We start from the raw sequence: 23,595 nt of genomic DNA, 5'->3' as shown, positions 1-23,595 counted from the left end.
AACTTGCCCAGCCTCGACGGATCAACTCTTATTCGGTATCGCCGAAATCTCAAGCGATCTCTACTGTGCATGGGGTTGTATTGGGCATTTTTATTTTGGCAGGCGCAACCGCCGGTCCAAAACAATCAGGCCGCCAAGCGGCGGCCTGATCTCAGTGTAAATTTGTGATCCGGTCAGATCGTCGGATTCCACGCCGACGGGATCAGGCGGTACTTGGCGCCATCCTTTTCGACATGACCGACCGAGGGGAAGGTGAAGTGGAAGCCGACCACGGTCGCCTTCTCGGCTGCCGCCATGTCGTAGAATTTGTGGCGCGTCTCCTGCGCGAGCGCGCCGTCGGTGTCGAAGGCCACGTGCCAATCCGGGTTGCGCAGGAAGAACTCGGGAATGTTGGTGACGTCGGACTGGATCAGCACCTTCTTGTCGCCCGAGGCGACCGCGAACGAGGTGTGACCGGGCGTATGGCCGGGCGTCGCGATCGAGGTAATGCCGGGCGCGACCTCCTTGCCCCACTCGTACTTCGTCACCTTGGATTCGAGGCCAGCAAAAGTCTTCTTCACGTTGGCGAAGTAGTTCTTCATCATCTCGCTGGACTGCGCCTTCCCGGCGTTGTCCTCGCTCGTCCAAAACTCCCAGTCCTTCACCGGCACCATGATCTCGGCATTCGGGAAGGCGAGCGAGCCGTCGGCGAGACGGATGCCGTTGGTATGGTCCGGATGCAGATGCGACAGCAGCACGATGTCGATGCTCTTCGGGTCGACGCCGGCAGCTTGCAGATTTTGCAGGGTGCGGCCGACCGCGCCCTTGCTGGGCTCCAGATTGGCGACGCCGTTGCCGGTGTCGATCAGCACGAGCTTGGAGCCGGTGTTGATCAGCTGCGGATTGAACGGGACGGTGACCATGCCTTTCGGCATGTAGGCGGCGTCGGCAGCGGCGAGCGCCTCCTCCTTCGGAATGTTGACGACGAACTTGTCCGGCATCGGAAAGCTGCGCGCACCGTCATTGATCGAGGTGCACTCGAAGCTGCCGACCTTGTAGCGGTAGAAGCCCGGCGCCTGCGCGCCGGCTTGCGGCACCGCGGCATTGGTTGCGATTGGTCGCAGTCCGGTGACGGCGGCCGCGCCGACTGCAGCGGCGCCTGCAAACAGGTGACGGCGATTGAGATCGGTCATGGAGATGTCCCCTTCTGAGCGCGTTGCGGTTTTTCCGCTTTCAACGCGGCGGAATAATCTCCCGCTTCGCTCAGAAGGCAAGACCTCTTTTGGTTGACCTGCCGTCGCAGATCACGAAGATTTATTCGGATCGATGAGGAATTTTTCGCCGGTGGCACGTTTGGCGTACACCGCGATGTTGGCGGGATCGAGCGCCTCCTGCAACGACACCACCTTGGTGTAGTGGCTGGCAAAGGTGGTCTTCAATTCGCTCACGACGCGCTGACGCAGCCGTCCGATATCGGCAGGTCCGATCTTCTGCAGGAACGGAGTCAACAGCCAGCCGCCGACGCCCCAGGCCATGCCGAAGCCACGCGGCAGTTCGATCGGACGGATATCGAGCCCGCCGTAGACGTAGACCTGCTTGTGCACGCTGGAGCCGTAACGGCTGTACTCCTTCGCGGTCTTGTTGATCGCGATTTCCATGCAGTTGAGGATGTCACCGGCGAGCTTGCCACCACCGATGGCGTCGAAGGCGATGGTGGCGCCGGTCTCGACCAGCGCATTGGTGAGATCGTCGAGGAAGCTCGGCACGCTGGAATCGACGACGTGCTTGGCGCCGATCTTCTTCAGGATCTCCGCCTGCTCCTTGCTGCGCACGATGTTGACGAGCCCGATGCCGTCCTTGATGCAGATCTTGTTCAGCATCTGGCCGAGATTGGAGGCGGCCGCGGTGTGCACCAGCGCCTTGTGGCCTTCGCGCCGCATCGTCTCGGTCATGCCAAGCGCTGTGAGCGGATTGACGAACCAGGACGCACCCTCTGCCGCCGTCGTGCCTTCGGGCAGCGGCTGGCAGTCTCGCGCCTTCAGGGTCCGGTACTGCGCGTACATGGCACCGCCGATCATCGCGACCGTCTTGCCCATCAGCGCCTTCGCAGCATCCGATGAGCCGGTCTTGATGACGATTCCGGCGCCCTCATTGCCGACCGGCAGGGATTGGTCGAGCCGCGCGCCCATTGCGCGCATCGCACCATCAGGCACCTTCGCGGTGATGACGGGCACCTCTTTCGTACCGGACGCCTTGGCCGTGCTCATGTCGGCAGCGCCGACGAGCAGGCCGAGGTCGGACGGGTTGATCGGCGCCGCCTCGATGCGGACGACGACCTCGTCGTCCGCGGGCTCGGGGGTCGGCACGTCCAGAAGCAGGATCTCGAGCTCTCCGCTCTTCTTGATCAGCGAACGCAGTTGCAGTCCAGTCTTGCCGTCGCTCATGTCGATCCTCCCCTGTCCTTGTTCAAGCGCTGGCTTATGCCAGCGCCTTGATTGCCGCCTTGCCGCCGTAGAGCGCCTGCTTGCCGAGCTGCTGCTCGATGCGGAGGAGCTGGTTGTATTTGGCGGTGCGATCGGAACGTGCAAGGGAGCCGGTCTTGATCTGACCGCAATTGGTGGCGACCGCGAGGTCGGCGATGGTGGAATCCTCGGTCTCGCCCGAGCGGTGCGACATCACCGAGGTGTAGCCGGCCTTGTGCGCCATCTCGACGGCAGCGAGCGTCTCGGTCAGCGTGCCGATCTGGTTGACCTTGATCAGGATCGAATTGGCGCGGCCGGCCTTGATGCCTTCGGCGAGGCGCTTGACGTTGGTGACGAAAAGGTCGTCGCCGACGAGCTGGCACTTGTTGCCGATGAGGTCGGTGATCTCCTTCCAGCCGTCCATGTCGTCTTCCGACATGCCGTCCTCGATGGTGACGATCGGATAGCGGCCGACCAGGTCGGCAAGATACTTGGCCTGCTCGGAGATCGAGCGGGTCTTGCCCTCGCCTTCATAGACGTATTTGCCGTCCTTGAAGAATTCGGTCGAGGCGCAGTCGAGGCCGATCACGATGTCGGAGCCCGCCTTGTAGCCGGCCTTGCCGATCGCGTTCATGACGAATTCCAGCGCGGCGTCCGCCGACGGCAGGTTCGGGGCGAAGCCGCCCTCGTCGCCGACATTGGTGTTGTGGCCGGCCTTCTTCAGCTCCGACTTCAGCGTGTGGAAGACTTCCGCACCATAGCGCAGGCCCTCGGCGAAGGAGGACGCACCCACCGGCAGGATCATGAACTCCTGGAAGTCGATCGGATTGTCGGCATGCACGCCGCCATTGATGATGTTCATCATCGGCACCGGCAACAGCCGCGCCGAGGTACCGCCGACGTAACGATAGAGTGGCATGTCGAGCGAGTTCGCGGCCGCCTTGGCGCAGGCGAGCGACACGCCAAGGATCGCGTTGGCGCCCAGCCGGCTCTTGTTCGGCGTGCCGTCGAGGTCGATCATGATCTGGTCGATCTGGGCCTGCTGCTCGACATCGAGGCCGCTCAGGGCCTCAAAGATCTCGCCATTGACGGCGCCGACCGCCTTGGTGACGCCCTTGCCGAGATAGCGGGCCTTGTCGCCGTCGCGCAGCTCGACCGCCTCATGGGCGCCGGTGGAGGCGCCGGACGGCACCGCGGCGCGGCCGAGCGCGCCATCTTCCAGCACGACGTCGACCTCGACGGTGGGATTGCCGCGGCTGTCGAGGATTTCGCGTCCGATGATGTCGATGATGGCGGTCATGGGGGCCTCTTTTCGGGGAACCAAGGGGGCAGTTGGCGGTGCTTCTACCGCAATGCATCGAAGCGGAAAAGGCCGGGTGACGGCTGCGGCTTGATAGCCAATTCGAAAATGGAGCCAATCTCGGCCCGCCAACCGACCGACAGCCTGGCCCGGCCGTGGCACACACCCAACCAGAGGGCCGAGGCTCGGCCTCTTGGTTGATCTGTGGGCCACTATCGATGACCTGGTGTGGTTCACCGCTCCGGAATTCGCGTCGCCAACGCGATGCTCCCGGATCTATGGCGCAGGTTGCGCGTGCGCGAGGTCGCGGCGAAACATCGCCGTTCACGCCACCCTCCATCACTCCGATATTCCGAAGAAGTGTTGCGATGCTCGTGTCAGTCGCGGCGGGAATTCCTGCAACGATGCGGCGTATTCTTGAAATTTGTGGGGCAAGATCTGCGCGCTGCTGCACGGAACTTTGCCTAGACACTTGAGCAGCAAGATCGATTCGCAACTCGCAAAAGGTTCCTCATCCGGCAAAGAAATTTGCGCGGCAGATCGTCACATACGTGTCTTCCGTCGGGTGTTCCTTTCGGCGCCTCAACTAGCATTCATGGAGGATCGAAATGGTTGTGATCAGCGGAATGAAGACGTTCGCGTCGGGCGCATCGGTTGGCGCGAACGCCCCGGACTCCATCACGGCGGCGGATGGGACGATCTTCGTCGAGTACGGCAACAACGCGGATTCGACCGGTGCCGGCGGCTCGAGCACGATCGTGCAGTATGACAAGAACGGCAGCATCGAACACACCTACACGATCGCCGGATCGGTCGACGGTTTGAAATACAACCCGTATACCGGTGAGATCTGGGCGCTACAGAACCAGGACGGAAATTCCACACTCACACTGATCGATCCCTTCACTCACCATGTGACCGGTCCACTGAGCTTCGCCAATCCATCCGCGACGCGCGGCTATGACGACGTCGTGTTCAAGGGCGACAAGGTATTCCTCAGCTACACAAATCCGAACGGCACCGGCGATCCGACGCTGGTGGAATTGCTCAATGGCGACCATCCCAGCGGGACATTGCTGACGACGACGATTCTGACCGATGGGGCCACCGGCTTCGACACGGTCACCGGCAAGACCGCGGTCGTCCCGCAGTCTGATCCCGACTCGCTCAAGCTCGCGCCCAATGGCGACATGATCTTCACCGACGGTGCCGACGGCACCATCATCGATGTGCAGAATCCGGGGACTGGCAGCCAGGCGATCGCGTTCACGACGATCAAGGGAATCCCTGCCGGCTCCATTGGCAACGCCGGCCTGGACGACGTGATCAAGCCCGGCGCAACCGCCGGCACGTTCTACATGACCGACACGAAATCCGGGATCGTCTATTCGTTCCATGCGAGCGGCCTCCACACCACCGACTACTACGCCTCCGTGGCGAGTCTGGGCGGCTTTGGCCAGGTCGATCCGACCACCGGCGTGTTTACGCCGATTGTTACCGGATCGCAGTTTGCTTCCGCGCATGGCCTCCTCTTCGTTCCCGACAAGAATGCACCACCAATGGCGCACGTCGATTCGATCAAGACGTTTGCCGCCACCCCCAATGGCGTGAGCGGACTGGATTCGATCACGATCGCCGGCAAGTACGTGTTCGTGGAATACGGCAACGGGGTTGACTCCACTGGAGTCGTGCCAGGCAACAGCACGATCATCCAGTACGACCAGGCCGGACACTTCGTGCACGCCTATTCGATTGCGGGATCGGTCGACGGGCTGAAATACAATCCTGAAACGGGGATGGTTTGGGCGCTGCAGAACCAGGATGGGCGCTCCTCGCTGTCGCTGATCGACCCCAGAACCGAGACGGTCACGGCTCACTTCGACTATGCCAACCCGTCGGACTCGCGCGGCTATGACGATGTCGTGTTCAAGGGCAAGGACGTGTTCCTCAGCTACACGAACCCGACCGGCAACGGCGACCCGACCATCGTGAAGCTGCTGAACGGGCCGAACCCGAAGCCCGGCGACTTGCTCACCACGGCTCCCGTGCTGCTGGACGGCGCGATGGGATACGACACCGTGACCGGCAAGACGCAGCTGGTGCCGCAGACCGACCCGGATTCGCTCAAGCTTGCGGCGAACGGCGATCTGATCTTTTCCAGCAACGCCGACGGCGCGATCATCGATATCCAGAATCCGGGCACGTCCAAACAGGCCATTGCATTCACGCCGATCAAGGGAATTCCCGCAGGCTCGGTGGGAAACGCCGGCCTGGATGACGTGATCAAGCCGACCGCGACATCGGGCACTTTCCTCATTTCGGATGCAAAGGACGGCCACGTTCTCTCGGTGCATGTGAGCGGCCTCAATCCCAACGCCTACTACGCATCTGTGGGGTCGCTCGGGGCGTTCGGTCAAGTCGACGAAAACACCGGTGTCTTCACCGCGCTGGTGTCCAATGAAAACGCGCCGGGCTTCACCTTCGGTTCGCCGCACGGCGTGGTCTTCATTCCCGACAAGAACGCGGCTCCGTTTCCCGAGATCGATACGGTCAAGACGTTCCAGGCGCCGGCGGATGGTTCGACCCAACCCGATTCCGTCACGATCGCAAACGGCTCGACCTTCGTCGAGTACGGCAATGGCGCAGATTCGACCGGCGCCGGCGGCTCCAGCACGATTGTCCAGTATGACAAGCACGGCAATATTGAATTCACCTATTCGATCTCGGGCTCGATTGACGGTTTGAAATACAACCCCGTCACAGGCGAGATCTGGGCGCTGCAAAATCAGGATGGCAATCCCACCCTGACGCTGATCGATCCGAAGACGCATTCGGTCTCGGCGCCGCTCAGCTTCGCCGATTCGTCCGCCAGCCGCGGCTATGACGACGTGGTGTTCAAGGGCGACAAGGTGTTCCTAAGCTACACCAACCCGGTCGATCATGGCGATGCTACCGTGGTCGAACTTGTCAACGGAGATCATCCGACTGGCACGCTGACAACCAAGACGGTTCTCGCGTTTGGCGCCACCGGATTGGACACCGTGACAGGCAAGGCGGAAGTCGTGCCGCAAAATGATCCTGACTCGCTGAAGCTCGCGCCAAATGGTGATCTGCTACTGTCCAGCGGCGATGACGGCACCATCATCGACATCAAGCATCCCGGCACGGCCCAACAATCGGTATCGTTCACGCCGATTGCGGGCGTCGGCGCCAAAGCCGGCCTTGACGATGTCATCAAGCCTGCCGCCACATCCGGCACGTTCACCCTGACGGATACGGCGACCGACAAGGTCTACTCGTTTCATGCGACGGGCCTGAACCCGAACGACTATTACGCATCGGTCGGAAGCCTGAAGGCCTTCGGCCAGGTCGACCCAACCACCGGCGCCTTCACGCCGCTACTCTCGGCCGACAACGCTCCGGGCTTTAACTTCAGTTCTCCGCACGGCGTCAGCTTCACGCCCGATCCGGCTCCCGTAGCCAACGTCGACCACCACAATGGCGTAACGGTCAGCGCCGGCAACGATGGCTTCGCATTTGCGACCGGAAGCAACACAGCTGGCCACGCTGCCAATAACGACCTGCACATCGCTCCAGTTGGTCCCGCTCCGGTTGGCGCGCCTTCTCAGCTCGTTGCCGATCTGCTCCAGGGGACGCACAGCAGCGGCTTTGATGTGCCGCACGACGTATCGGCGATCCATTCGCCGATCGACATGCACGCGTTCCATCTGGTGTAGCGATCGGAGGGATCGACCCAAGGGGGAGGAGAGGAGAACAGCTCCTCTCCTCCCCCTCTTCCAGTTTGGGAATTTGCGCGTGTGCCCGCCCTGTCGCTTCTTATGCGCGAGGCGGGCACATGCGTGCTTCCTCCAACGACGAGACGATGCGCAAGCAAACGTGAACGCGTGCGCTGATGCCTCGACTGACGACCCGATGGCGGAGGATTATGCTTCGCCCCGATTGATTGGCGTGTCCAACCCAAGGGTGAAACAGCCGGGGGTAACGCAATGAATCGCCGCCAGTTTCTTGGAGCGCCGCCCTCCTAGCGGTCCCCGCGGCCCTGCGCCCAGGCCTTGCGCAGGAAGGCCTGTTCCGGACAAAATTTCCCCATCAGCCCCCGGATCGGACTGCACGACCTCGCGCCCGCCCCCGACGGCGCGGTCTGGTTCACGGCGCAGGGCAAGGGCATGCTGGGCAGGCTCGATCCCAGGGACGGCTCGTTTCGGACCGTCAGCCTCGGCCAGGGGCGCCGCCCCGCACGGCGTGACGATCGGACCCGACGGGGCGCCATGGATCACCAAGGGCGGCCAGAACGCGATCGCGCGGGTCGATCCTTCCGACCTCAAGGTCACGTTGTTCCGCTTGCCCGAAAAATTCGCCTACGCCAATCTCAACATCGGCGTGTTCGATAAGGCCGGCACCTACTGGTTCACCGGCCAGTCCGGCTATTTCGGCCGGCTTGCGCCCAAGTCCGGCGAGATGACCGTGTTCAAGGCGCCGAGGGGCGTTGGTCCTTACGGCATCACGGTCACGCCCAAGGGCGATGTCTGGTACGCCTCGCTCGCCGGCAGCTACATCGCGAAGATCGACCTGGCGACCGGCAATGCCGGTGTGGTCGAGCCGCCGACGCCGAACCAGGGATCGCGGCGCGTCTGTCGGACTCGAAGAGCCGGATCTGGGTCAGCGAATGGAACAGCGGCCATGTCTCGATGCACGATCCCGCGGATAGCTCCTGGAAGACCTGGAAGCTGCCGGGAGAGCGTCCACGCGCCTATGCGGTCTATGTCGACGACAAGGACAAGGTCTGGCTCACCGACTTCTCGGCCAACGCCATCGTGCGCTTCGACCCGGCCACCGAACGGTTCAGCGTGTTCGCCAGCGACAAGCCGAATGCCAATGTCCGCCAGCTCGACGGCCGGCCCGGCGAGCTCTGGGGTTGCGAATCCGGCAACGACCGGGTGGTCATGATCCAGACGATCGCCTAAACAAGCGCTCCCAAAAGGAACGCGAACACAATGGCGAAAAAGACCCTCCAGCTCGGCCGCGCGGTCGAATGGCCGCACACGCCGGAAGAAGCCCAGCTCGACCGCGTGCCCAATCCGCAAGGAGGGACCGATTATCTGGTCCGCTTTACCGTGCCGGAATTCACCTCGCTCTGCCCGGTGACCGGCCAGCCCGATTTCGCCCATCTGATGATCGACTACGCGCCCGGCCAATGGCTGCTGGAGTCGAAATCGCTCAAACTCTACATCGCAAGCTTCCGCAACCACGGCGCCTTCCACGAGGACTGCACCGTGATGATCGGCAAGCGCATTGCCGCCGAGATCAAGCCGAAATGGCTTCGCATCGGCGGCTATTGGTACCCGCGCGGCGGCATCCCGATCGACGTGTTCTGGCAGACCGGCCGCGTGCCGAAGGGCCTGTGGGTGCCCGAACAGGGCGTCGCGCCCTATCGCGGCCGGGGCTAGTTGGAGACCAATGACGATGACATCGATATCCGCGAAATTCCGTGGCGTTGCCTTGAAGTTTGCCCTCGGCCTTCTCAGCATCCTGTGGTTCACCGGCGCGTCCCACGCGGCCGACGTCCGCGTGATGATTTCGGGCGGACTGACGGCGGCCTATCAGGCGCTCGTGCCTGAGTTCGAGAAGGCCACCGGCAACAAGGTGCTGACCGCCTACGGGCCGTCGATGGGCACCACCACCAATGCGATTCCGGTCCGCCTCGAGCGCGGCGAACCGGCGGACGTGCTGATCATGGTGGGCTACGCGCTGACTGATCTCGTCAACAAGGGCAAGGTCGTGGCCGGCAGCCAGGTCGACCTGACACGGTCGCCGATCGGGGTCGCCGTGAAGTCGGGCGCGCCGAAGCCAGACATCAGTTCGGTGGGCGCGGTCAAGCAGGCGCTCCTGGCTGCGAAGACGATCGCCTATTCCGACAGCGCCAGCGGCGTCTACGTCTCGACCGAGATGTTCGACAAGCTCGGAATCACTGAGGCCATGAAGGACAAGGCGCGAAAGATTCCGGCAACTCCGGTCGGCGAGATTGTCGCGCATGGCGAAGCCGAGCTCGGCTTCCAGCAGATCAGCGAACTGAAGCCCGTGAAGGGCATCGACATCGTTGGCGCCCTGCCGAAGGAAATTCAGCAGATCACGATCTTCTCGGCCGGGATCGCCACCGTCTCGAAAGAACAAGAGGCCGGCCGGGCACTCATCAAATTCCTCGCCTCCCCCGCGGCGCGCGACGCGATCATCGCGAGCGGCATGGAGCCGATCTCGGCTGACGGAGCGAAATAGCGACTACGGAAGCGGCAGCGACTACGGCACGACCAAGACCGGAACGCTGCCGTTGACGAGAACTTTGGATGTCTGACTTCCCAGAAACAGCTTCCTGAGGCCGCGCCGCCCATGAGAGGCCATGACGATCAAGTCGCAGCCTCTGGACTTTGCCGTTTCGACAATCGCGGTGGCTGGGTGCGCATTCGGGACGTGCAGGAGTTCTACTGACAGCCCGATCCGCTCTGCCATGGCTCGCGCTTGATCGAGCACTTTGCCTGCGTGTTGCTTGCAGGCAGCGTCAAAATGATCAATCTCTTCCTGCGAAGGAATCCATCCTGAATCGTGTCCGCCGCCATAATCGATCGGCTGCGGTTCAGTCACGGTGACGATTGTCGCTTTGGCATTCAAGGCCTTTGCCAGAGCAATTCCATGCTCAACGCCTTTTCTTGCGACATCCGAACCATCGGTGCTCAAGAGGATACTGGCGTACATTCGGTGGCTCCCTTGCTGATTGTCCCGCAAGTGATGCCTCCGAATATGGTCCGATCCCAGCCTCCGGTCTATTCGCTTTTATCTCAATCTCAATATCTAGGCCCATCGCGCAGCAACGCGTTACGCCACCTCACGCACTCTGGTGATGAAGCTGTCCACCTCGCCCGTGAGCGAGGTCGACTGGCTCGACAGGTCGGCGGCCGCCTTCAGCACGCCGGACGCCGCGCGGCCGGTCTCGTTCGCGGCTGACGAGACAGTTGCGATGTTGCGGGTCACGGTCGAGGTCGCTTCGGCCGTGTGCTGCACGGTGTTGGCGATCTCGGCGGTCGCCTTGTTCTGCTCTTCGATCGCGGCGGCGATGACACGGTTGATGCTCGAGACTTCCTCGATGGTCTTGACGATGCCGTCGATCGCGGAGACCGCCTTCTGCGTCGCACCCTGGATCTCCGTGATCTGGGTGCTGATCTCCTCCGTGGCCTTTGCCGTCTGCGAGGCGAGGTTCTTCACCTCGCTTGCGACCACCGCAAAACCGCGCCCGGATTCGCCGGCGCGCGCCGCCTCGATCGTCGCATTGAGCGCCAACAGATTGGTCTGGCCCGCGATCGAGGAGATGAGGCCGATGACCTCGCCGATGCGGTCGGCGCCGTCGGCGAGCGCGCGCATGGTGCTATCGGTCTCCCTGACGGTGACGACCGCATGCTCGGTGGCGCGGCTCGCCTGCTCGACCTGGCGGTTGATCTCGCGGATCGAGGCATTGAGCTCCTCGGCCGCGGCCGCAACCGTCTGCACGCCGCCGCCGACCTGGTCGGCCAGCGTCGAGGCCGAGCCGGCCTGAGCCTGGGCTTCAGCCGCCGTGCCCGACATCGAGCGCGCCGTCGTCTCCAGCTCGCCTGACGCGCTCGACAATGTCTGCACCATCTGGCCGATCCGGCTTTCGAACTGGCGCACGATGCCCGAGAGCTCGGTCGCGCGCTTCTCCTTGTCGGCGCGCTCGGCCGCCTGATCGCCCGAGAGACGCTCGGCGTTGATCATGGCGTCCTTGAACACCTGCAAGGCCGACGCCATGCGGCCGATCTCGTCGTTGCGGTCGAGGCCCGGCACGTCGTTGGCGAAATCATGGTCGGCAAAGCGCGTCATAACGCCGGTGATCGCGGTCAGCGGACGGATCACGCGGTTGCGCATCAGCATCAGGCCGCCGATCATCAGCGCCAGCGAGGCCGGCACCAGGAGACCGAACAGGATCAGGCTGAAGCGGGCGCGCGAGGCGCCCTCCTCGGCCCGAGAAATCATGTTGGCGAGCGCGGTCTGCGTGACGATGACAACGTTGTTGGCGCCAACCAGCTGACGATCGCGGTAGTCGATGCCGGCAACGCCGGCGGGCTCACCGGCGAGCAGCTTGGTCGCGATCGCATTGCGTTCGTCGCTGAGCGCGCCGGAGATTTCCGGCTCGGCGGTCCGGATCGCCTGCAACAGCTCGGGCGAGGCCACATTCGGGGCGAGGTCGCGCACCGCCAGCCAGGACTGCTGGATGCGGCCGCGCAGATCGGCGAACGTGACGCCGTCGGCCGCGGTCCAGGTCTTGTTGGCCAGGATCGAGGAGAACTGGACGAGAATGGTCTGGCCGGCGTTGGCGCGGGCCTGCCAGGCGGCCTGCTTGGCGATCAGGAGGCGATCGACCACGGGGTCGATCAGCGTCATCGCGTTGTCGACATGGGCGGTGACGTCGCCGATCGCATCCATGAAGCCGTCGCTGATCTTGGCCCAGCTCGGCTGCAGGCTCGCTTCACGCGCGCCCTTCTCCTGCTTCAACGCAGTGATCGCGCGCGGCCGCAGCTCCTCGAGCTGCGCCCAGATACCGCGGAGCTTGTCGAGCTTCTCGTTGAGACCGGGCGCATCGACCGAGGCGAGGCTCTGCAAGGCCTGCGCGTAATTCTTCTGCACGGTGGCGCGCTGCTCGGCGAGGCTGCTCATGACGCTGTCGGGCGCGGGCGCGGCGGAGGCCAGATAGCTCAGCGTGTCACCGCGCTCCAGGCGAAAGATCACCAGCGTGTTGGTCAGGTCGCGGCTCGCAATCGTGAGCGAGACGATGCGGTTGCTGTCCGAATAGCGCGTCACCGCCAGCTTCAGCGCATAAGCGCAGATGACGACAAGGATGAGACCGAGAGACCCAACCACCGCCCCGAGAATGCGGGCGACCGAGCGCTGCTTTTGCATCGACTGATCCATAGATGTTGCCGCCGGCTAGCGGTTTGGGCGCCACTCTACGGAGCGAACGGTGAGATTTGGCTTAAGATTGAAGGGATTTGGCCACCGCCACCCCACGGGAAAATACGGGGATTGGTAGCGAAATACTGACCTCAGGCCCGCGCGTCGGACGGTGCCCGCGGCTTGAGCAGCGCAGCGCAGGCAAGGCCCAGCAGCACCATGAGCATGGCACTCGCGACCAGGGTCGGCGCCTTGCCGGTGTGCGCTAGCCCGAACCCGTAGGCGAGCGGACCGACTGTCTGGCCCATGAAGAAGAAGAACGAGTGCAGCGACATCGCCGTCGCCCGCGCCTCGACCGACAGCTCGCTCGCGAATACCTGCAGGCAGCCATGGATCATGTAGAAGCCCCAGCCCATCAGCAGCATGATGGCGAATTGGACCTTCCAGCCGGGGCCAACGGAGAGCGCGGCGAGTTGGAGCGCGACGAGGCTCGCGCCTGCGATCATCATACCCTTGACGCCCAGTCGCGGCAGGAAGCGCGAGACGGTGAACGTGTAGAAGAGACCGCCGACCGCGAACCCCGCGATCACGATGCCCGCGATCGACAGCGAGGTCTCGCCGAGATCGAACAACAAGGCAGCGATGAAGGGAAACAGGCCGAACACGCAGCAGCCCTCGACGAACACGGCAGAATAGCAATAGCGCGCGTTGGGATTGGCGAGGATGGTGCGATAGCCCTGCCGCAAGGTCTTCAGGTCGCTCTTCGGCGGCGCTGTCAGGGCGGCGCCGCGAAAGCCCGCCGCGACCGCGACGGCCGCGATCAGCCCGAGCGCACCGATGATCACGAGCACGCCGCGCCAGCCGACGAGATCGCCGATGATGCCCGAGGCGGTCGCGCCGAGCAGATTACCGGTCATCGAACCCGCCAGCGTGCGCCCGATCGCTACCTGTCGCTTCGCCGGCGCGACGAGGTCGGCGGTGAGGCCGAGCGCAACCGGAAACACCCCACCCGAGGCGATGCCGGCGAGCATGCGGCTCGCGAACAGTCCCGAGAACGAGGTTGAGAGCGCGCCCAGGATGCAGGCGACGCCGAGCAGCGCCAGGCACAACGTCATCAGCCGCGCCTTGCCGAACAAATCGGCCGCCGCGCCGACGATCGGCTGGATCAGCGCGTAGATCAGGGCATAGCCGGCCGCGATGCTCGCCGCCGTCGTGATGCTGATCGAAAATTCCTCCGCGACATGCGGCAGCACCGGATCGAGCGCACGCGTGGACAACGCCGCCGAAAAGCTCGCGAGCGCGATGATATTGATCGCAGGCGGAAACTTCTGGTCGGACGACGGCCTGGCGACGGGCTCGTGCATCAGCGCGCTTGGCCCTTGGCTACCGCGTCAAAGGCCATCAACGTGCGAATGAGCCCTTCGAACTCGCGCAACGGCACCATGTTGGGGCCGTCGGAAGGCGCGCGATCCGGATCGGGGTGAGTCTCGATAAAGACACCGGCGACGCCGACAGCGACGGCCGCGCGCGCCAGCACCGGAACGAATTCGCGTTCGCCGCCGGAGGACGCACCCTTCCCGCCCGGCTGCTGCACCGAATGGGTCGCGTCGAAAATCACGGGCGCACCGGTCGTGCGCGCCATGATCGGCAGCGCGCGCATGTCCGACACCAGGGTATTGTAGCCGAAGGAGGCGCCGCGCTCGGTGACGAGCACGTTGGGATTGTTGGCGCTGGTGATCTTGGCGACGACATTCGTCATGTCCCAGGGCGCGAGGAATTGCCCCTTCTTGACGTTGACGACCTTGCCGGTTGCGGCCGCGGCCAACAGCAGATCGGTCTGCCGGCACAGGAAGGCCGGGATCTGCAGAACGTCGACGGCCTGCGCGACGTCGGCGCATTGCGCGGCATCGTGCACGTCGGTCAGCACGGGCAGACCGAGCGATGACCGGATCTCGGCGAAGATCGGCAGCGACTGCGCCAAGCCGAGGCCGCGTTCCGCCGAGGCGCTGGTGCGGTTGGCCTTGTCGAAGGAGGTCTTGTAGACGAGGCCGATCTTCAGCCGCGCGGCGATCTCCTTCAGCGCGGAGGCGACCTCCAGCGCATGCTGACGGCTTTCGAGCTGGCAGGGTCCTGCAATGATCGAGATCGGCAGATCGTTGCCAAACTTGACCGTGCCGACGCTGACGACCGGGGCCGCGGATGATGAAGAGCTCAAGGCCAATTCCCTCGTTTCGCCGCGACCATAGCGGTGATGAGGGGCCGATCAACCCCATTCGGCCCGGGCTATCAGAATATCAGGGTTGCGCGAGAGGTCCCCGTCGCAACCCATGCCGGACAGGCGCTATTTCACCGATGAGAAGGCGGTCGGGGTCAGGAGCTGGCTGACGATGTTGCCGACGATCTGGCCGTCCGCTTCGCTCTCGGCGCGTGCTTTCATCCAGTCCGGGTCGGTCATGAACTTCCCCCACTTCGCCTCGCGATCGGCAAGCGACTCCCAGGCCAGGAAATAGGTCAGCTCCTGGTTGGATTCACCGATCAGCGTCGTGAAGAAGCCGGCCTGGCGGATGCCGTGCTTCTCCCACAGCTTCAGCGTTGCGGTCTCGAACCGCTTCAACAGCGCCGGCAGGCGGCCGGGCACGCAGCGATAGACGCGCATCTCGTAGATCATCGTTGTTTTCCTCCCTGAACAGGTGCGGAGGTTATAACAATCGGCCTTGATGCTGTCTTGAGCCCTGCCCGACCGCCCCCGCGGCGTTTCGCGCATGGCTGGATCATTTCCCGCAATGCTGCCGCAATGATCGGGCCGCTAAAAGGGCTCAATGCGGTTGAGGTGCCGGACCATGCGGATTTTGCTCGTCGAGGATGAGGCGGAGATGGCCACAGCGCTTTCGTCGGCGCTCAGGCGCTACGACATGGTGGTGGATCACGCCCCCACGCTTGCGGACGCGGAGGAAGCGATTTCCGCCGACGTCCATGCCGCCGTCCTGCTCGACCGCCAGCTTCCCGACGGCGACGGCCTCGCCCTGATCCCCAAGCTTCGCGCGCGCGCCGACGGCGTGCCCATCATCGTCCTGACCGCGCGCGGCGAGCTCGCCGACCGCATCGCCGGGCTCGACAGTGGCGCCGACGATTATCTCGCCAAGCCGTTCGCGGTCGAGGAGCTATTGGCGCGACTGCGTGCCGTGCTGCGGCGGCCCGCGGGCCTGTCTCCGGACGTCATCCGCGCCGGACGCCTCGCCTTCGATGTCGGCCATCGCGAGGCCAGCATCGACGGCCAGCCGTTCGAGCTGCCACGCCGCGAGCTGCTGGTGCTCGAAGCCCTGATCCGCCGGATGGGCCGCACGGTGCTGCGCGCGGCACTCGAAGAGGCCGTCTACAATTTCGACGACGAGATCCAATCGAATGCGCTGGACACGCATGTCTCGCGGCTGCGCCGCAAGCTCGCTGATGCCGATGCCGGCGTGGAGATCCACGGCATTCGCGGCGTCGGTTATCTCCTCAAGAAGCTGCCATGAGCAGGCACGACGATCCCTATTGCCTGCGCTCGCGACTGAGCTGGCGCCTGCTCGCGCTCCAGGCCGCGCTGTTGCTGGCGCTGGTTGCCGTTGTCGTCGGTGCGCTCTGCGCCTCAGGCTTCGTGCTCGCGGAGCGCGACGAGGATCGCGTCATCGATGTCGTGCAGCGCGCGCTCGCGCGTAACGCGGACGGCGAGCCTACCCTGCGGTCGACGCCCGATTTGAAACAATTGCGTGCCGAAACACCGGACCTCTGGTTTCTGGTCCGCGACCGGCAAGGACATTCGCTCGCGGAAGGCGCCGTTCCGGCGGAATTCGCAGCGATCGGCGGCGGCCTCGACCAGATCAGCCAGGCACGGCTCGGCTGGCAGATGTTCGAAGACGATCCCCGCAAGCCGGCGGCGCGGCTGAAGCGCGTCGACACCGATGCCGGCAATGTGCAGATCATCACCGCGACACAAGGCCGACTGACCGGCGCCAAGGCACTGCTCATGACCTCGCTGGCGTTTCTCGGCATCGCCCTGCCCGGCTTGCTCGTGATGGGCACCGCGACCTTCATCGCGACGCCGATGATCGTGCAGCGCGCGTTCAGGGGATTAGATGCCACCGCGAATCAGGCCCGGCGCATCGACATCCATCAGCGCGGTGCGCGGCTGTCGGTGGAGAGAATTCCGCTGGAGGTCGTGCCGCTGGTCACCGCGGTCAACGACGCGCTGGCGCGGCTCGACCAGGGCTATGCCCGTCACAAGCGCTTTGTTGCGGATGCCGCGCACGAACTGCGCACGCCGATCGCGATTCTGAACACGCGACTGGAATCGCTCCCCTCCGGTCCGGACAAGACCCGGCTGCTGGAGGATGCCGCGCGGCTGGCGACGCTTGCAGAGCAATTGCTCGACATCCAGCGGCTCGACCGCTGCGATCATCCCTTCTCGCGCGTCGACCTCGTCGCGATCGCGCAAAGCGCGGCCGCCGACCTCGCCCCGCTCGCGATCGCTGCGGGCTACGAGCTGGCGCTCGATGCGCTCGCGACATCGATCGAAACGATCGGCGACGCCGCCGCGCTGGAGCGCGCGCTGACCAATCTCGTGCAAAATGCGATCCAGCACGGCCCTCGTCGCGGCACAATCGGTATTCGCGTGAGCAAGCCTGCAAGCATCGAAGTCACCGACGAAGGCACAGGCATTCCCGCTGATCAACGCGAGCAGATCTTCGAGCCGTTCTACCGGCTCACACCGCTCGATCGCGGCGCCGGCCTCGGCCTCAACATGGTGCGCGAGATCGTGCTTCTGCATGGCGGGCAGGTCTCGGTCACCGACAACGCGGACGGCGGTACCTGCTTCAGAATGACGCTGCGGCCAAGCCCGCAGATTTGATTCAATCCGCGTTTGCAGCTTACTGCGCAATGCTGTCGCAATCTGCTCCCGCGACAGTGCACCCGCCTCACCTCTGATCCCACGAGGTGCCATCGAGATGCCGGAGTGCGCATGCCCAACGATTTCCTGTCCTTCTTCCTGTCCTGGATGTCTTCGCCGCGTCGGGTCGGCGCCATCGCACCATCGGGCGCCGCGCTCGCCGATCTCATCACGCGCGAGATCACCGAGAAGACCGGCCCGATCCTCGAGCTCGGTCCCGGCACCGGTGCGTTCACCTACAAGCTCCTGAAGCGCGGCGTCAGGCCACAAGATCTCACGCTGATCGAATACGGCTCGGACTTCATGAAGCTCTTGCAAATGCGCTTCCCCGGGGCGCGCGTGCTGTGGATGGATGCTGCACGGCTCGCGACGGAGCGGCTCTATGATGGTGCGCCCGTCGGCGCGGTCGTGAGCGGCCTGCCGTTGCTGAACATGTCGACGCGCAAGGTCGTCTCGATCCTCGGTGGCGCGTTCAGCTATGTCCGACCCGGCGGCGCCTTCTACCAGTTCACCTATGGCATGAGCTGCCCGATCCCGCGGCCGGTGCTCGATCGTCTCGGCCTGCGCGCAACGCTGGTGGATCGCGCCTTCCTGAACGTGCCGCCGGCCGCCGTCTACAAACTGACGCGGCGGCCGCAGATGACGCTCATCGCGGGATCGGTTGCGCCTGGCGCGTCAGTGCCGATCGCTCGCGAGGCAATGCATCGCGAACACGACTTCACCGCCTCGTCTTGAGGAATCAGACCAACCGGCTCTGCACCATCGCCGCCTGGATGAACGAGGCGAACAGCGGGTGCGGCTCGAACGGCCGCGACTTCAGCTCGGGGTGGAACTGGACGCCGATGAACCAGGGGTGATCCTCGTACTCGACGATCTCCGGCAACACGCCGTCGGGCGAGAGGCCGGAGAATTTCAGGCCGTGCTGCTCGAGGCGGTCCTTGTAGGCAGTGTTGACCTCGTAGCGATGGCGGTGGCGTTCCGAAATCTCGGTCGCGCCGCCATAGACCTGCGAGACGCGGCTGCCGCGATTGAGCGCAGCGGGATAAGCGCCAAGCCGCATCGTGCCACCGAGATCACCGGCCTGCGAGCGCTTCTCGAGCTCGTTACCGCGCAGCCATTCCGTCATCAAGCCAACCAAGGGTTCCTTGGTCGGACCGAACTCGGTGGAGTTGGCTCCCTCGATGCCGACGAGATTTCGCGCGGCCTCAATGACAGCCATTTGCATGCCGAAGCAGATGCCGAAATACGGCACGTCGCGCTCGCGCGCGAACTGCGCCGCCTTGATCTTGCCTTCCGCGCCGCGCTGACCGAAGCCGCCCGGCACCAGGATGCCGTTGACGTGCTCGAGGAACGGCGCCGGGTCTTCCTTCTCGAAGATCTCGCTCTCGATCCAGTCGAGATTGACCTTCACTTTGTTGGCGATGCCGCCGTGCGAGAGCGCCTCGATCAGCGACTTATACGCATCCTTCATGCCGGTGTATTTGCCGACGATGGCGATGGTGACATCGCCCTCGGGATTACGGATGCGCTCGTTGATCTGGTGCCAGCTCTTGAGCACAGGCGGGATGCGCGATTCGATGCCGAAGGCGGCGAGCACTTCGTCGTCGAGGCCAGCCGCGTGATAGGCTTCGGGCACGGCATAGATGCTGTCGGCGTCGCGCGCCTCGATCACGGCGCTCTCGCGCACGTTACAGAACAGGCCGAGCTTGCGCCGCTCTTCCTTTGGAATCTCGCGATCGGTGCGGCAGAGCAGGATGTCCGGCTGGATGCCGATCGAACGCAGCTCCTTTACCGAGTGCTGCGTCGGCTTCGTCTTCAGCTCTCCCGCGCTCGGGATGTACGGCAGCAGCGTGAGGTGAATGTAGATGGCGTGATCGCGCGGCAGCTCGTTCTTGAGCTGACGGATCGCCTCGAAGAACGGCAGGCCCTCGATGTCGCCGACGGTGCCGCCGATCTCGACCAGCACGAAGTCGTAATCGTCATTGCCGGAGAGGACGAATTCCTTGATCGCGTTGGTGACGTGCGGCACCACCTGGATGGTCGCGCCGAGATAATCGCCGCGGCGTTCCTTCGAGATGATGTCCTGGTAGATGCGCCCCGTCGTGATGTTGTCCTGCTTCGTCGCAGGCCGCCCGGTGAAGCGCTCGTAGTGACCGAGATCGAGATCGGTCTCCGCGCCGTCATCGGTCACGAACACTTCGCCGTGCTGATACGGCGACATCGTTCCGGGATCGAGGTTGAGATAGGGGTCGAGCTTGCGGAGGCGGACCTTGTAGCCCCGGGCCTGCAGCAGGGCACCGAGTGCCGCTGAAGCCAAACCCTTGCCGAGCGAAGAAACCACGCCGCCGGTGATGAATATGTACCGCGCCATGGGACCTAACCTCTAATCCCTCGAATCCGATTCGCCAAAGCGATTCGTATTCCGCCCCAAAAAATCTGCGAGCCTGTGGGTGAGCCAAAACTAAGAGTGGTGACAGAGCCTTGATGGGGATTGTTGATGCAGGAAGGTAGCCTCCGCCCTGCATGGCCCCCCTGCTTTATTGCGAGCGAGGCACCTGCGGGCCGCTCGGCGCTGCCGGGGCCTGCTGCTGCTCGTCCGCCTTCTTCAGCGTATCCAGAATGCCGCCCGAGGTTGGCGGGGTGATCGGCCCACCGCCGGCCGGCTGGGTCTGCGACGCCGGTGCGCCAATGATCGAGGATGGCGCACGATTGTAGCCGGCGTACCAGGACAGGAACAGGCTGGTCAGGAAGAAGCCGGCAGCCAGGATCGCGGTGGTGCGCGACAAAAGATTCGCAGTGCCGCGGCTCGACATGAAGCCCGCGCCGCCGCCCATACCGAGGCCGCCGCCTTCCGACTTCTGGAGCAGCACAGCACCGATCATGACGGCAACGATCATGAGGTGGATGACGATGACAACAGTCTGCATGGTATCCTTCCGTCACAAGCCGACAGCGCCGAGACGGCGGCCGATCGCGCTTCGCGGGTTTTCCTGAAGTTGCGCGGTGTTACACGATCGGAAACGGCATTTCCACCCCCGATCGGCCACGGCCCGCGCTTTACCTTTAGCTAAGGGCAGCCCTTGGCGATCGCAAGGAAATCGGCCGCTTTCAGGCTGGCGCCGCCGATCAGCGCGCCGTTGACGTTTTTGACCGCCATCAGCTCGGCCGCGTTCGACGGCTTGACCGAGCCGCCATAAAGAAGCCGTATCGCCGCCCCATCCGCCTTGAACCGGGAGGTCAGGAGTTCCCGGATAAAGCCATGAATCTGCTCGACATCCTGGGAGGTGGGGGTCAGGCCGGTGCCGATCGCCCAAACCGGCTCATAGGCCACGACCAGATTGGCGGCCGTGGAGCCCTCCGGGAGCGAGCCGTGGAGCTGGCCGCGGAGGATGTCCAGGGTTTGGCCGGCATCGCGCTGGGCCTGCGTCTCGCCGATGCAGACGATCGCGACCGCTCCTGCCCGCCAGGCAGCTTCCGCCTTGTGCCGGATCAGCGCATCGCCCTCGCCGTGGTCGGCGCGGCGCTCGGAATGGCCGACGATGATGGCGGTCGCACCCGCGTCCACCAGCATTTCGGCCGCGACATCGCCGGTATGGGCGCCGGAGGGCTTGGGATGGCAATCCTGTGCGCCCACGCCGACCGCTTTGCCGCGCGCCTTGTCGGAAAAGGCCGCAATCAGGGTCGCCGGCGGGCAGACCAGCAGATCGGCCTTGCCGGCCACCTCTGCCGCGCCATTGAGCATGGCGTCGAATTCGGCGGCCGCGGCCTTGAGGCCGTTCATTTTCCAGTTGCCGGCGATCAGCGGTCGGATGGCGTCGGTCATGTCATTTTCCAGCAAAATGAGGTTTGTGCATGCGCTAGCAGAGGAGCCGCTACAGTTCCAGAGACCAGGGGCCTTTAACCGCAGCTTCGAAGGGCTGCCTGACCTGAGGTTGCGGGGGGAAAGCCGCCACTTTATGATGGCATATCAATTTGGTGACGCGCTTCTGCGGAATCTGCATTAAGACGCGCTCCCGTTCCCCTCCTTTCAGACAAGTTGGACCAAATGCTTCGAGGAATGCGCAAGGCCTCATCAAACTGGGTCGGCAAGACCATTATGGCCGTCGTGATGGGCGTGTTGATCATCAGCTTCGGCGTTTGGGGTATTGCCGACATCTTCCGCGGCTTCGGGCAGTCCACGGTGGCCAAGGTCGGCCACACCGAGATTTCGCTGAACGAGTTCCGCCAGATCTACACCGACCGCCTCCAGCAGATCGGCCGCCAGTTCGGCCGCCCGCTGACGCCGGAACAGGCGCGCGCGTTCGGCCTTGATCGCCAGGTGCTGCAGCAGGCGATCGCGGAAGCCGCCCTCGATGAAAACGCGCGCCGGCTCGGGCTCGGTCAGTCCGACGACCAGATCCGCGAGCTCATCATGAACGACCCGAACTTCAAGGGCGTCGACGGCAAGTTCGATGCGAACCGCTTCCAGAGCCTGATCCGCAATTTCGGCTACACCGAGCAGCGCTACGTCGCCGAGCAGCGCAAAGTGGCGCTGCGTCGGCAGATCACCGGCACGATCGGTGCAGGCCTTGAGCCGCCGAAAGCCATGCTCGACGTCGCGACGCGCTTCCAGAACGAGCAGCGCGCCATCGAGTTCGTCAGGCTCGACACGGCACAGGCAGGCACCATCGAGGCGCCCTCGCCCGAGGCGCTCGCCGCCTATTTCGAGGACCACAAGGTCCAGTTCCGGGCGCCCGAATTTCGCAAGATCGTCTTCGCTGTGATCTCACCTGAAGAGATCGCCAAGTGGAGCGACGTCTCCGATGACGACGCGAAGAAGCTGTTCGATCAGCGCAAGGACCAGCTCTCCACACCGGAGAAGCGCCAGATCCACCAGATCGTGTTCCCGAACGTTGCCGATGCACAGGCCGCGCGCGAGCGCCTTGCCGGCGGGCTCTCCTTCGAGGACCTCGGCAAGGAGCGCGGACTGAGCGCCACCGACGTCGATCTGGGGCTCGTGACCAAATCCGCACTCGAATCCTCCGTTGGCGATGCCGCCTTTGCGCTTCCTGCAGGCGAGATCAGCCAGCCGATCCAGGGCCGTCTCGGCGTCTCGATCGTCAAGGTCGACAAGATCGAGCCGGGCGCCGAGGCCGATTACGCCAAGTTTGCCGGCGACGTGAAGCGCCAGATTGCGACCGAGCGTGCGCGCGTCAAGGTCGGCGAGCTCCGCGACAAGATGGAAGACGAGCGGGGTGCCGGCACCAGCGTCGCCGATGCCGCGCTGAAGCTCGGGCTCACCGCCGTGACCATCGATGCCGTCGACCGCTCGGGCCGCGCGCCGAACGGGCAGACCGTCGCCAACATCCCGCAGGGCCTCGATGTGGTGTCGCAGGCCTTCAACAGCGACGTCGGCGTCGACAACGACCCGATCTCGTTCAAGGGCGGCTATGTCTGGTACGACGTAATCGCCATCACGCCGTCGCGCGACCGCAACCTCGACGAGGTTCGCGACCAGGTCGAGGCGCGCTGGCGCCAGGACCAGATCGCCACCAAGCTGAAGGCCAAGGCGACCGAGATGGTGCAGAAGCTCGAACAGGGCGGCAAGCTCGCTGACGAGGCGGCTGCGATCAACGCCAAGGTCGAGACCGCCAGCGGGTTCAAGCGCGATGATCAGCCAGCCGGCGTGCCCGCGAACATCGTCGCGGCCGCTTTCCGTACCGCCAAGGACGGCGTCGGACAGGCGCCCGTGACCGGCGGCAGCGAAGTCATCGTCTACCGCGTCACCGACATCGTCGATCCCGCGGCCGACGCCGCCTCCGACGCCGTCAAGAAGCTGAAGGACGGCATCGACCGGTCGCTGACCGACGAGCAGGTTGCCTCCTACGTCAACAAGCTTCAAACCGACATCGGGACCAGCATTAATCAGGCCGCCTTCGCGCAGGTGACCGGCGCGAACCAGTGAGTTGAAAGCA

Annotated in this window: 19 protein-coding genes and 1 pseudogene; 9 read left to right on the top strand and 11 right to left on the bottom strand. The window is 64.1% G+C overall.

The window, feature by feature from the left end; translation table 11 throughout:
• Window positions 1-173: 173 nt before the first annotated feature.
• From FXB40_RS29080 to eno, 3 genes are all read right to left on the bottom strand, one after another.
• Window positions 174-1,172, bottom strand: coding sequence for an MBL fold metallo-hydrolase (locus FXB40_RS29080; RefSeq protein ID WP_148775549.1), 999 nt, complete (start codon window positions 1,170-1,172; stop codon window positions 174-176).
• Between the two features lie 111 nt (window positions 1,173-1,283).
• On the bottom strand, window positions 1,284-2,423 hold the full coding sequence (locus tag FXB40_RS29075; RefSeq protein WP_148775548.1) for a zinc-binding dehydrogenase: 1,140 nt from the start codon (window positions 2,421-2,423) through the stop codon (window positions 1,284-1,286).
• Between the two features lie 34 nt (window positions 2,424-2,457).
• Window positions 2,458-3,741, bottom strand: coding sequence for a phosphopyruvate hydratase (eno, locus tag FXB40_RS29070; RefSeq protein ID WP_148775547.1), 1,284 nt, complete (start codon window positions 3,739-3,741; stop codon window positions 2,458-2,460).
• Window positions 3,742-4,349: 608 nt separating this feature from the next.
• On the opposite strand from eno, the gene FXB40_RS29065 reads away from it, so the two are divergent.
• The 5 genes and pseudogenes from FXB40_RS29065 to FXB40_RS29050 all read left to right on the top strand — a co-directional run bounded on the left by FXB40_RS29065 (window position 4,350) and on the right by FXB40_RS29050 (window position 10,035).
• Window positions 4,350-7,478 (top strand): hypothetical protein, encoded by a 3,129-nt coding sequence (locus FXB40_RS29065; RefSeq protein ID WP_148775546.1) that lies wholly within the window; start codon window positions 4,350-4,352, stop codon window positions 7,476-7,478.
• Between the two features lie 526 nt (window positions 7,479-8,004).
• A pseudogene (locus FXB40_RS50540) lies at window positions 8,005-8,319 on the top strand (Vgb family protein); the annotation flags it as partial.
• 131 nt (window positions 8,320-8,450) lie between these two features.
• Window positions 8,451-8,726, top strand: coding sequence for an NHL repeat-containing protein (locus FXB40_RS50535; RefSeq protein ID WP_430648166.1), 276 nt, complete (start codon window positions 8,451-8,453; stop codon window positions 8,724-8,726).
• 30 nt (window positions 8,727-8,756) lie between these two features.
• Window positions 8,757-9,209, top strand: a complete 453-nt coding sequence (queF, locus tag FXB40_RS29055) for a preQ(1) synthase (RefSeq protein WP_148775545.1) — start codon at window positions 8,757-8,759, stop codon at window positions 9,207-9,209.
• A 16-nt stretch (window positions 9,210-9,225) separates the two neighbouring features.
• Complete coding sequence (locus FXB40_RS29050; RefSeq protein WP_148775544.1) at window positions 9,226-10,035, top strand: substrate-binding domain-containing protein; 810 nt, start codon at window positions 9,226-9,228, stop codon at window positions 10,033-10,035.
• Between the two features lie 21 nt (window positions 10,036-10,056).
• Here FXB40_RS29050 and FXB40_RS29045 read toward each other — a convergent pair whose 3' ends face one another.
• The 5 genes from FXB40_RS29045 to FXB40_RS29025 all read right to left on the bottom strand — a co-directional run bounded on the left by FXB40_RS29045 (window position 10,057) and on the right by FXB40_RS29025 (window position 15,382).
• On the bottom strand, window positions 10,057-10,509 hold the full coding sequence (locus FXB40_RS29045; RefSeq protein ID WP_148775543.1) for a universal stress protein: 453 nt from the start codon (window positions 10,507-10,509) through the stop codon (window positions 10,057-10,059).
• 120 nt (window positions 10,510-10,629) lie between these two features.
• Complete coding sequence (locus tag FXB40_RS29040) at window positions 10,630-12,723, bottom strand: methyl-accepting chemotaxis protein (RefSeq protein WP_148775542.1); 2,094 nt, start codon at window positions 12,721-12,723, stop codon at window positions 10,630-10,632.
• A gap of 143 nt (window positions 12,724-12,866) precedes the next feature.
• A complete protein-coding gene (locus tag FXB40_RS29035) occupies window positions 12,867-14,078 on the bottom strand; it encodes an MFS transporter (RefSeq protein WP_148775541.1) in 1,212 nt (403 codons plus the stop codon).
• Window positions 14,078-14,929, bottom strand: a complete 852-nt coding sequence (gene kdsA, locus FXB40_RS29030; protein WP_148775540.1) for a 3-deoxy-8-phosphooctulonate synthase — start codon at window positions 14,927-14,929, stop codon at window positions 14,078-14,080. The genes FXB40_RS29035 and kdsA overlap by 1 nt, the downstream gene beginning before the upstream one ends.
• Before the next feature lie 126 nt (window positions 14,930-15,055).
• Window positions 15,056-15,382 (bottom strand): NIPSNAP family protein, encoded by a 327-nt coding sequence (locus FXB40_RS29025; RefSeq protein ID WP_148775539.1) that lies wholly within the window; start codon window positions 15,380-15,382, stop codon window positions 15,056-15,058.
• Between the two features lie 172 nt (window positions 15,383-15,554).
• On the opposite strand from FXB40_RS29025, the gene FXB40_RS29020 reads away from it, so the two are divergent.
• The 3 genes from FXB40_RS29020 (at window position 15,555) to FXB40_RS29010 (ending at window position 18,376) form a co-directional block, all read left to right on the top strand.
• Entirely contained in the window at window positions 15,555-16,229 is a 675-nt protein-coding gene (locus tag FXB40_RS29020; RefSeq protein ID WP_148775538.1) for a response regulator transcription factor, read from the top strand.
• Window positions 16,226-17,602, top strand: coding sequence for a sensor histidine kinase (locus FXB40_RS29015; RefSeq protein WP_148775537.1), 1,377 nt, complete (start codon window positions 16,226-16,228; stop codon window positions 17,600-17,602). Before FXB40_RS29020 ends, FXB40_RS29015 begins: the two co-directional genes overlap by 4 nt.
• A 111-nt stretch (window positions 17,603-17,713) precedes the next feature.
• On the top strand, window positions 17,714-18,376 hold the full coding sequence (locus tag FXB40_RS29010; RefSeq protein WP_187437216.1) for a class I SAM-dependent methyltransferase: 663 nt from the start codon (window positions 17,714-17,716) through the stop codon (window positions 18,374-18,376).
• A 4-nt stretch (window positions 18,377-18,380) separates the two neighbouring features.
• Here the strand turns inward: FXB40_RS29010 and pyrG are convergent, their stop codons facing one another.
• The 3 genes from pyrG to tpiA form a co-directional block, all read right to left on the bottom strand.
• Window positions 18,381-20,012 carry a CTP synthase gene (gene pyrG, locus FXB40_RS29005; protein ID WP_148775535.1) on the bottom strand — a complete coding sequence of 544 codons (1,632 nt, stop codon included), beginning with the start codon at window positions 20,010-20,012 and terminating at the stop codon, window positions 18,381-18,383.
• A 166-nt stretch (window positions 20,013-20,178) separates the two neighbouring features.
• On the bottom strand, window positions 20,179-20,568 hold the full coding sequence (secG, locus tag FXB40_RS29000; RefSeq protein WP_148775534.1) for a preprotein translocase subunit SecG: 390 nt from the start codon (window positions 20,566-20,568) through the stop codon (window positions 20,179-20,181).
• Window positions 20,569-20,708: 140 nt separating this feature from the next.
• Window positions 20,709-21,464 carry a triose-phosphate isomerase gene (gene tpiA / locus FXB40_RS28995; RefSeq protein ID WP_148775533.1) on the bottom strand — a complete coding sequence of 252 codons (756 nt, stop codon included), beginning with the start codon at window positions 21,462-21,464 and terminating at the stop codon, window positions 20,709-20,711.
• A gap of 222 nt (window positions 21,465-21,686) precedes the next feature.
• Between tpiA and FXB40_RS28990 the strand changes: the two genes are divergently transcribed.
• Complete coding sequence (locus FXB40_RS28990) at window positions 21,687-23,585, top strand: SurA N-terminal domain-containing protein (protein ID WP_148775532.1); 1,899 nt, start codon at window positions 21,687-21,689, stop codon at window positions 23,583-23,585.
• Window positions 23,586-23,595 lie beyond the last annotated feature (10 nt).

The organism is Bradyrhizobium rifense (assembly GCF_008123425.1).
Taxonomy (GTDB): domain Bacteria; phylum Pseudomonadota; class Alphaproteobacteria; order Rhizobiales; family Xanthobacteraceae; genus Bradyrhizobium; species Bradyrhizobium rifense.
The sequence above is the reverse complement of the archived record's forward strand: the minus strand, read 5'-3'. Positions and strand labels throughout refer to the sequence as shown.

Excerpts from the sequence above, each read along its gene's own strand:
- FXB40_RS29075 (WP_148775548.1), bottom strand. The coding sequence starts at position 2,423 with ATGAGCGACGGCAAGACTGGACTGCAACTGCGTTCGCTGATCAAGAAG.
- FXB40_RS29045 (WP_148775543.1), bottom strand. The coding sequence starts at position 10,509 with ATGTACGCCAGTATCCTCTTGAGCACCGATGGTTCGGATGTCGCAAGA.
- FXB40_RS29015 (WP_148775537.1), top strand. The coding sequence starts at position 16,226 with ATGAGCAGGCACGACGATCCCTATTGCCTGCGCTCGCGACTGAGCTGG.
- FXB40_RS29020 (WP_148775538.1), top strand. The coding sequence starts at position 15,555 with ATGCGGATTTTGCTCGTCGAGGATGAGGCGGAGATGGCCACAGCGCTT.
- FXB40_RS29040 (WP_148775542.1), bottom strand. The coding sequence starts at position 12,723 with ATGCAAAAGCAGCGCTCGGTCGCCCGCATTCTCGGGGCGGTGGTTGGG.
- FXB40_RS29080 (WP_148775549.1), bottom strand. The coding sequence starts at position 1,172 with ATGACCGATCTCAATCGCCGTCACCTGTTTGCAGGCGCCGCTGCAGTC.
- tpiA (WP_148775533.1), bottom strand. The coding sequence starts at position 21,464 with ATGACCGACGCCATCCGACCGCTGATCGCCGGCAACTGGAAAATGAAC.
- FXB40_RS29050 (WP_148775544.1), top strand. The coding sequence starts at position 9,226 with ATGACATCGATATCCGCGAAATTCCGTGGCGTTGCCTTGAAGTTTGCC.
- FXB40_RS28990 (WP_148775532.1), top strand. The coding sequence starts at position 21,687 with ATGCTTCGAGGAATGCGCAAGGCCTCATCAAACTGGGTCGGCAAGACC.
- eno (WP_148775547.1), bottom strand. The coding sequence starts at position 3,741 with ATGACCGCCATCATCGACATCATCGGACGCGAAATCCTCGACAGCCGC.
- FXB40_RS50535 (WP_430648166.1), top strand. The coding sequence starts at position 8,451 with ATGCACGATCCCGCGGATAGCTCCTGGAAGACCTGGAAGCTGCCGGGA.
- queF (WP_148775545.1), top strand. The coding sequence starts at position 8,757 with ATGGCGAAAAAGACCCTCCAGCTCGGCCGCGCGGTCGAATGGCCGCAC.
- pyrG (WP_148775535.1), bottom strand. The coding sequence starts at position 20,012 with ATGGCGCGGTACATATTCATCACCGGCGGCGTGGTTTCTTCGCTCGGC.
- FXB40_RS29025 (WP_148775539.1), bottom strand. The coding sequence starts at position 15,382 with ATGATCTACGAGATGCGCGTCTATCGCTGCGTGCCCGGCCGCCTGCCG.
- FXB40_RS29010 (WP_187437216.1), top strand. The coding sequence starts at position 17,714 with ATGCCCAACGATTTCCTGTCCTTCTTCCTGTCCTGGATGTCTTCGCCG.
- secG (WP_148775534.1), bottom strand. The coding sequence starts at position 20,568 with ATGCAGACTGTTGTCATCGTCATCCACCTCATGATCGTTGCCGTCATG.
- FXB40_RS29035 (WP_148775541.1), bottom strand. The coding sequence starts at position 14,078 with ATGCACGAGCCCGTCGCCAGGCCGTCGTCCGACCAGAAGTTTCCGCCT.
- FXB40_RS29065 (WP_148775546.1), top strand. The coding sequence starts at position 4,350 with ATGGTTGTGATCAGCGGAATGAAGACGTTCGCGTCGGGCGCATCGGTT.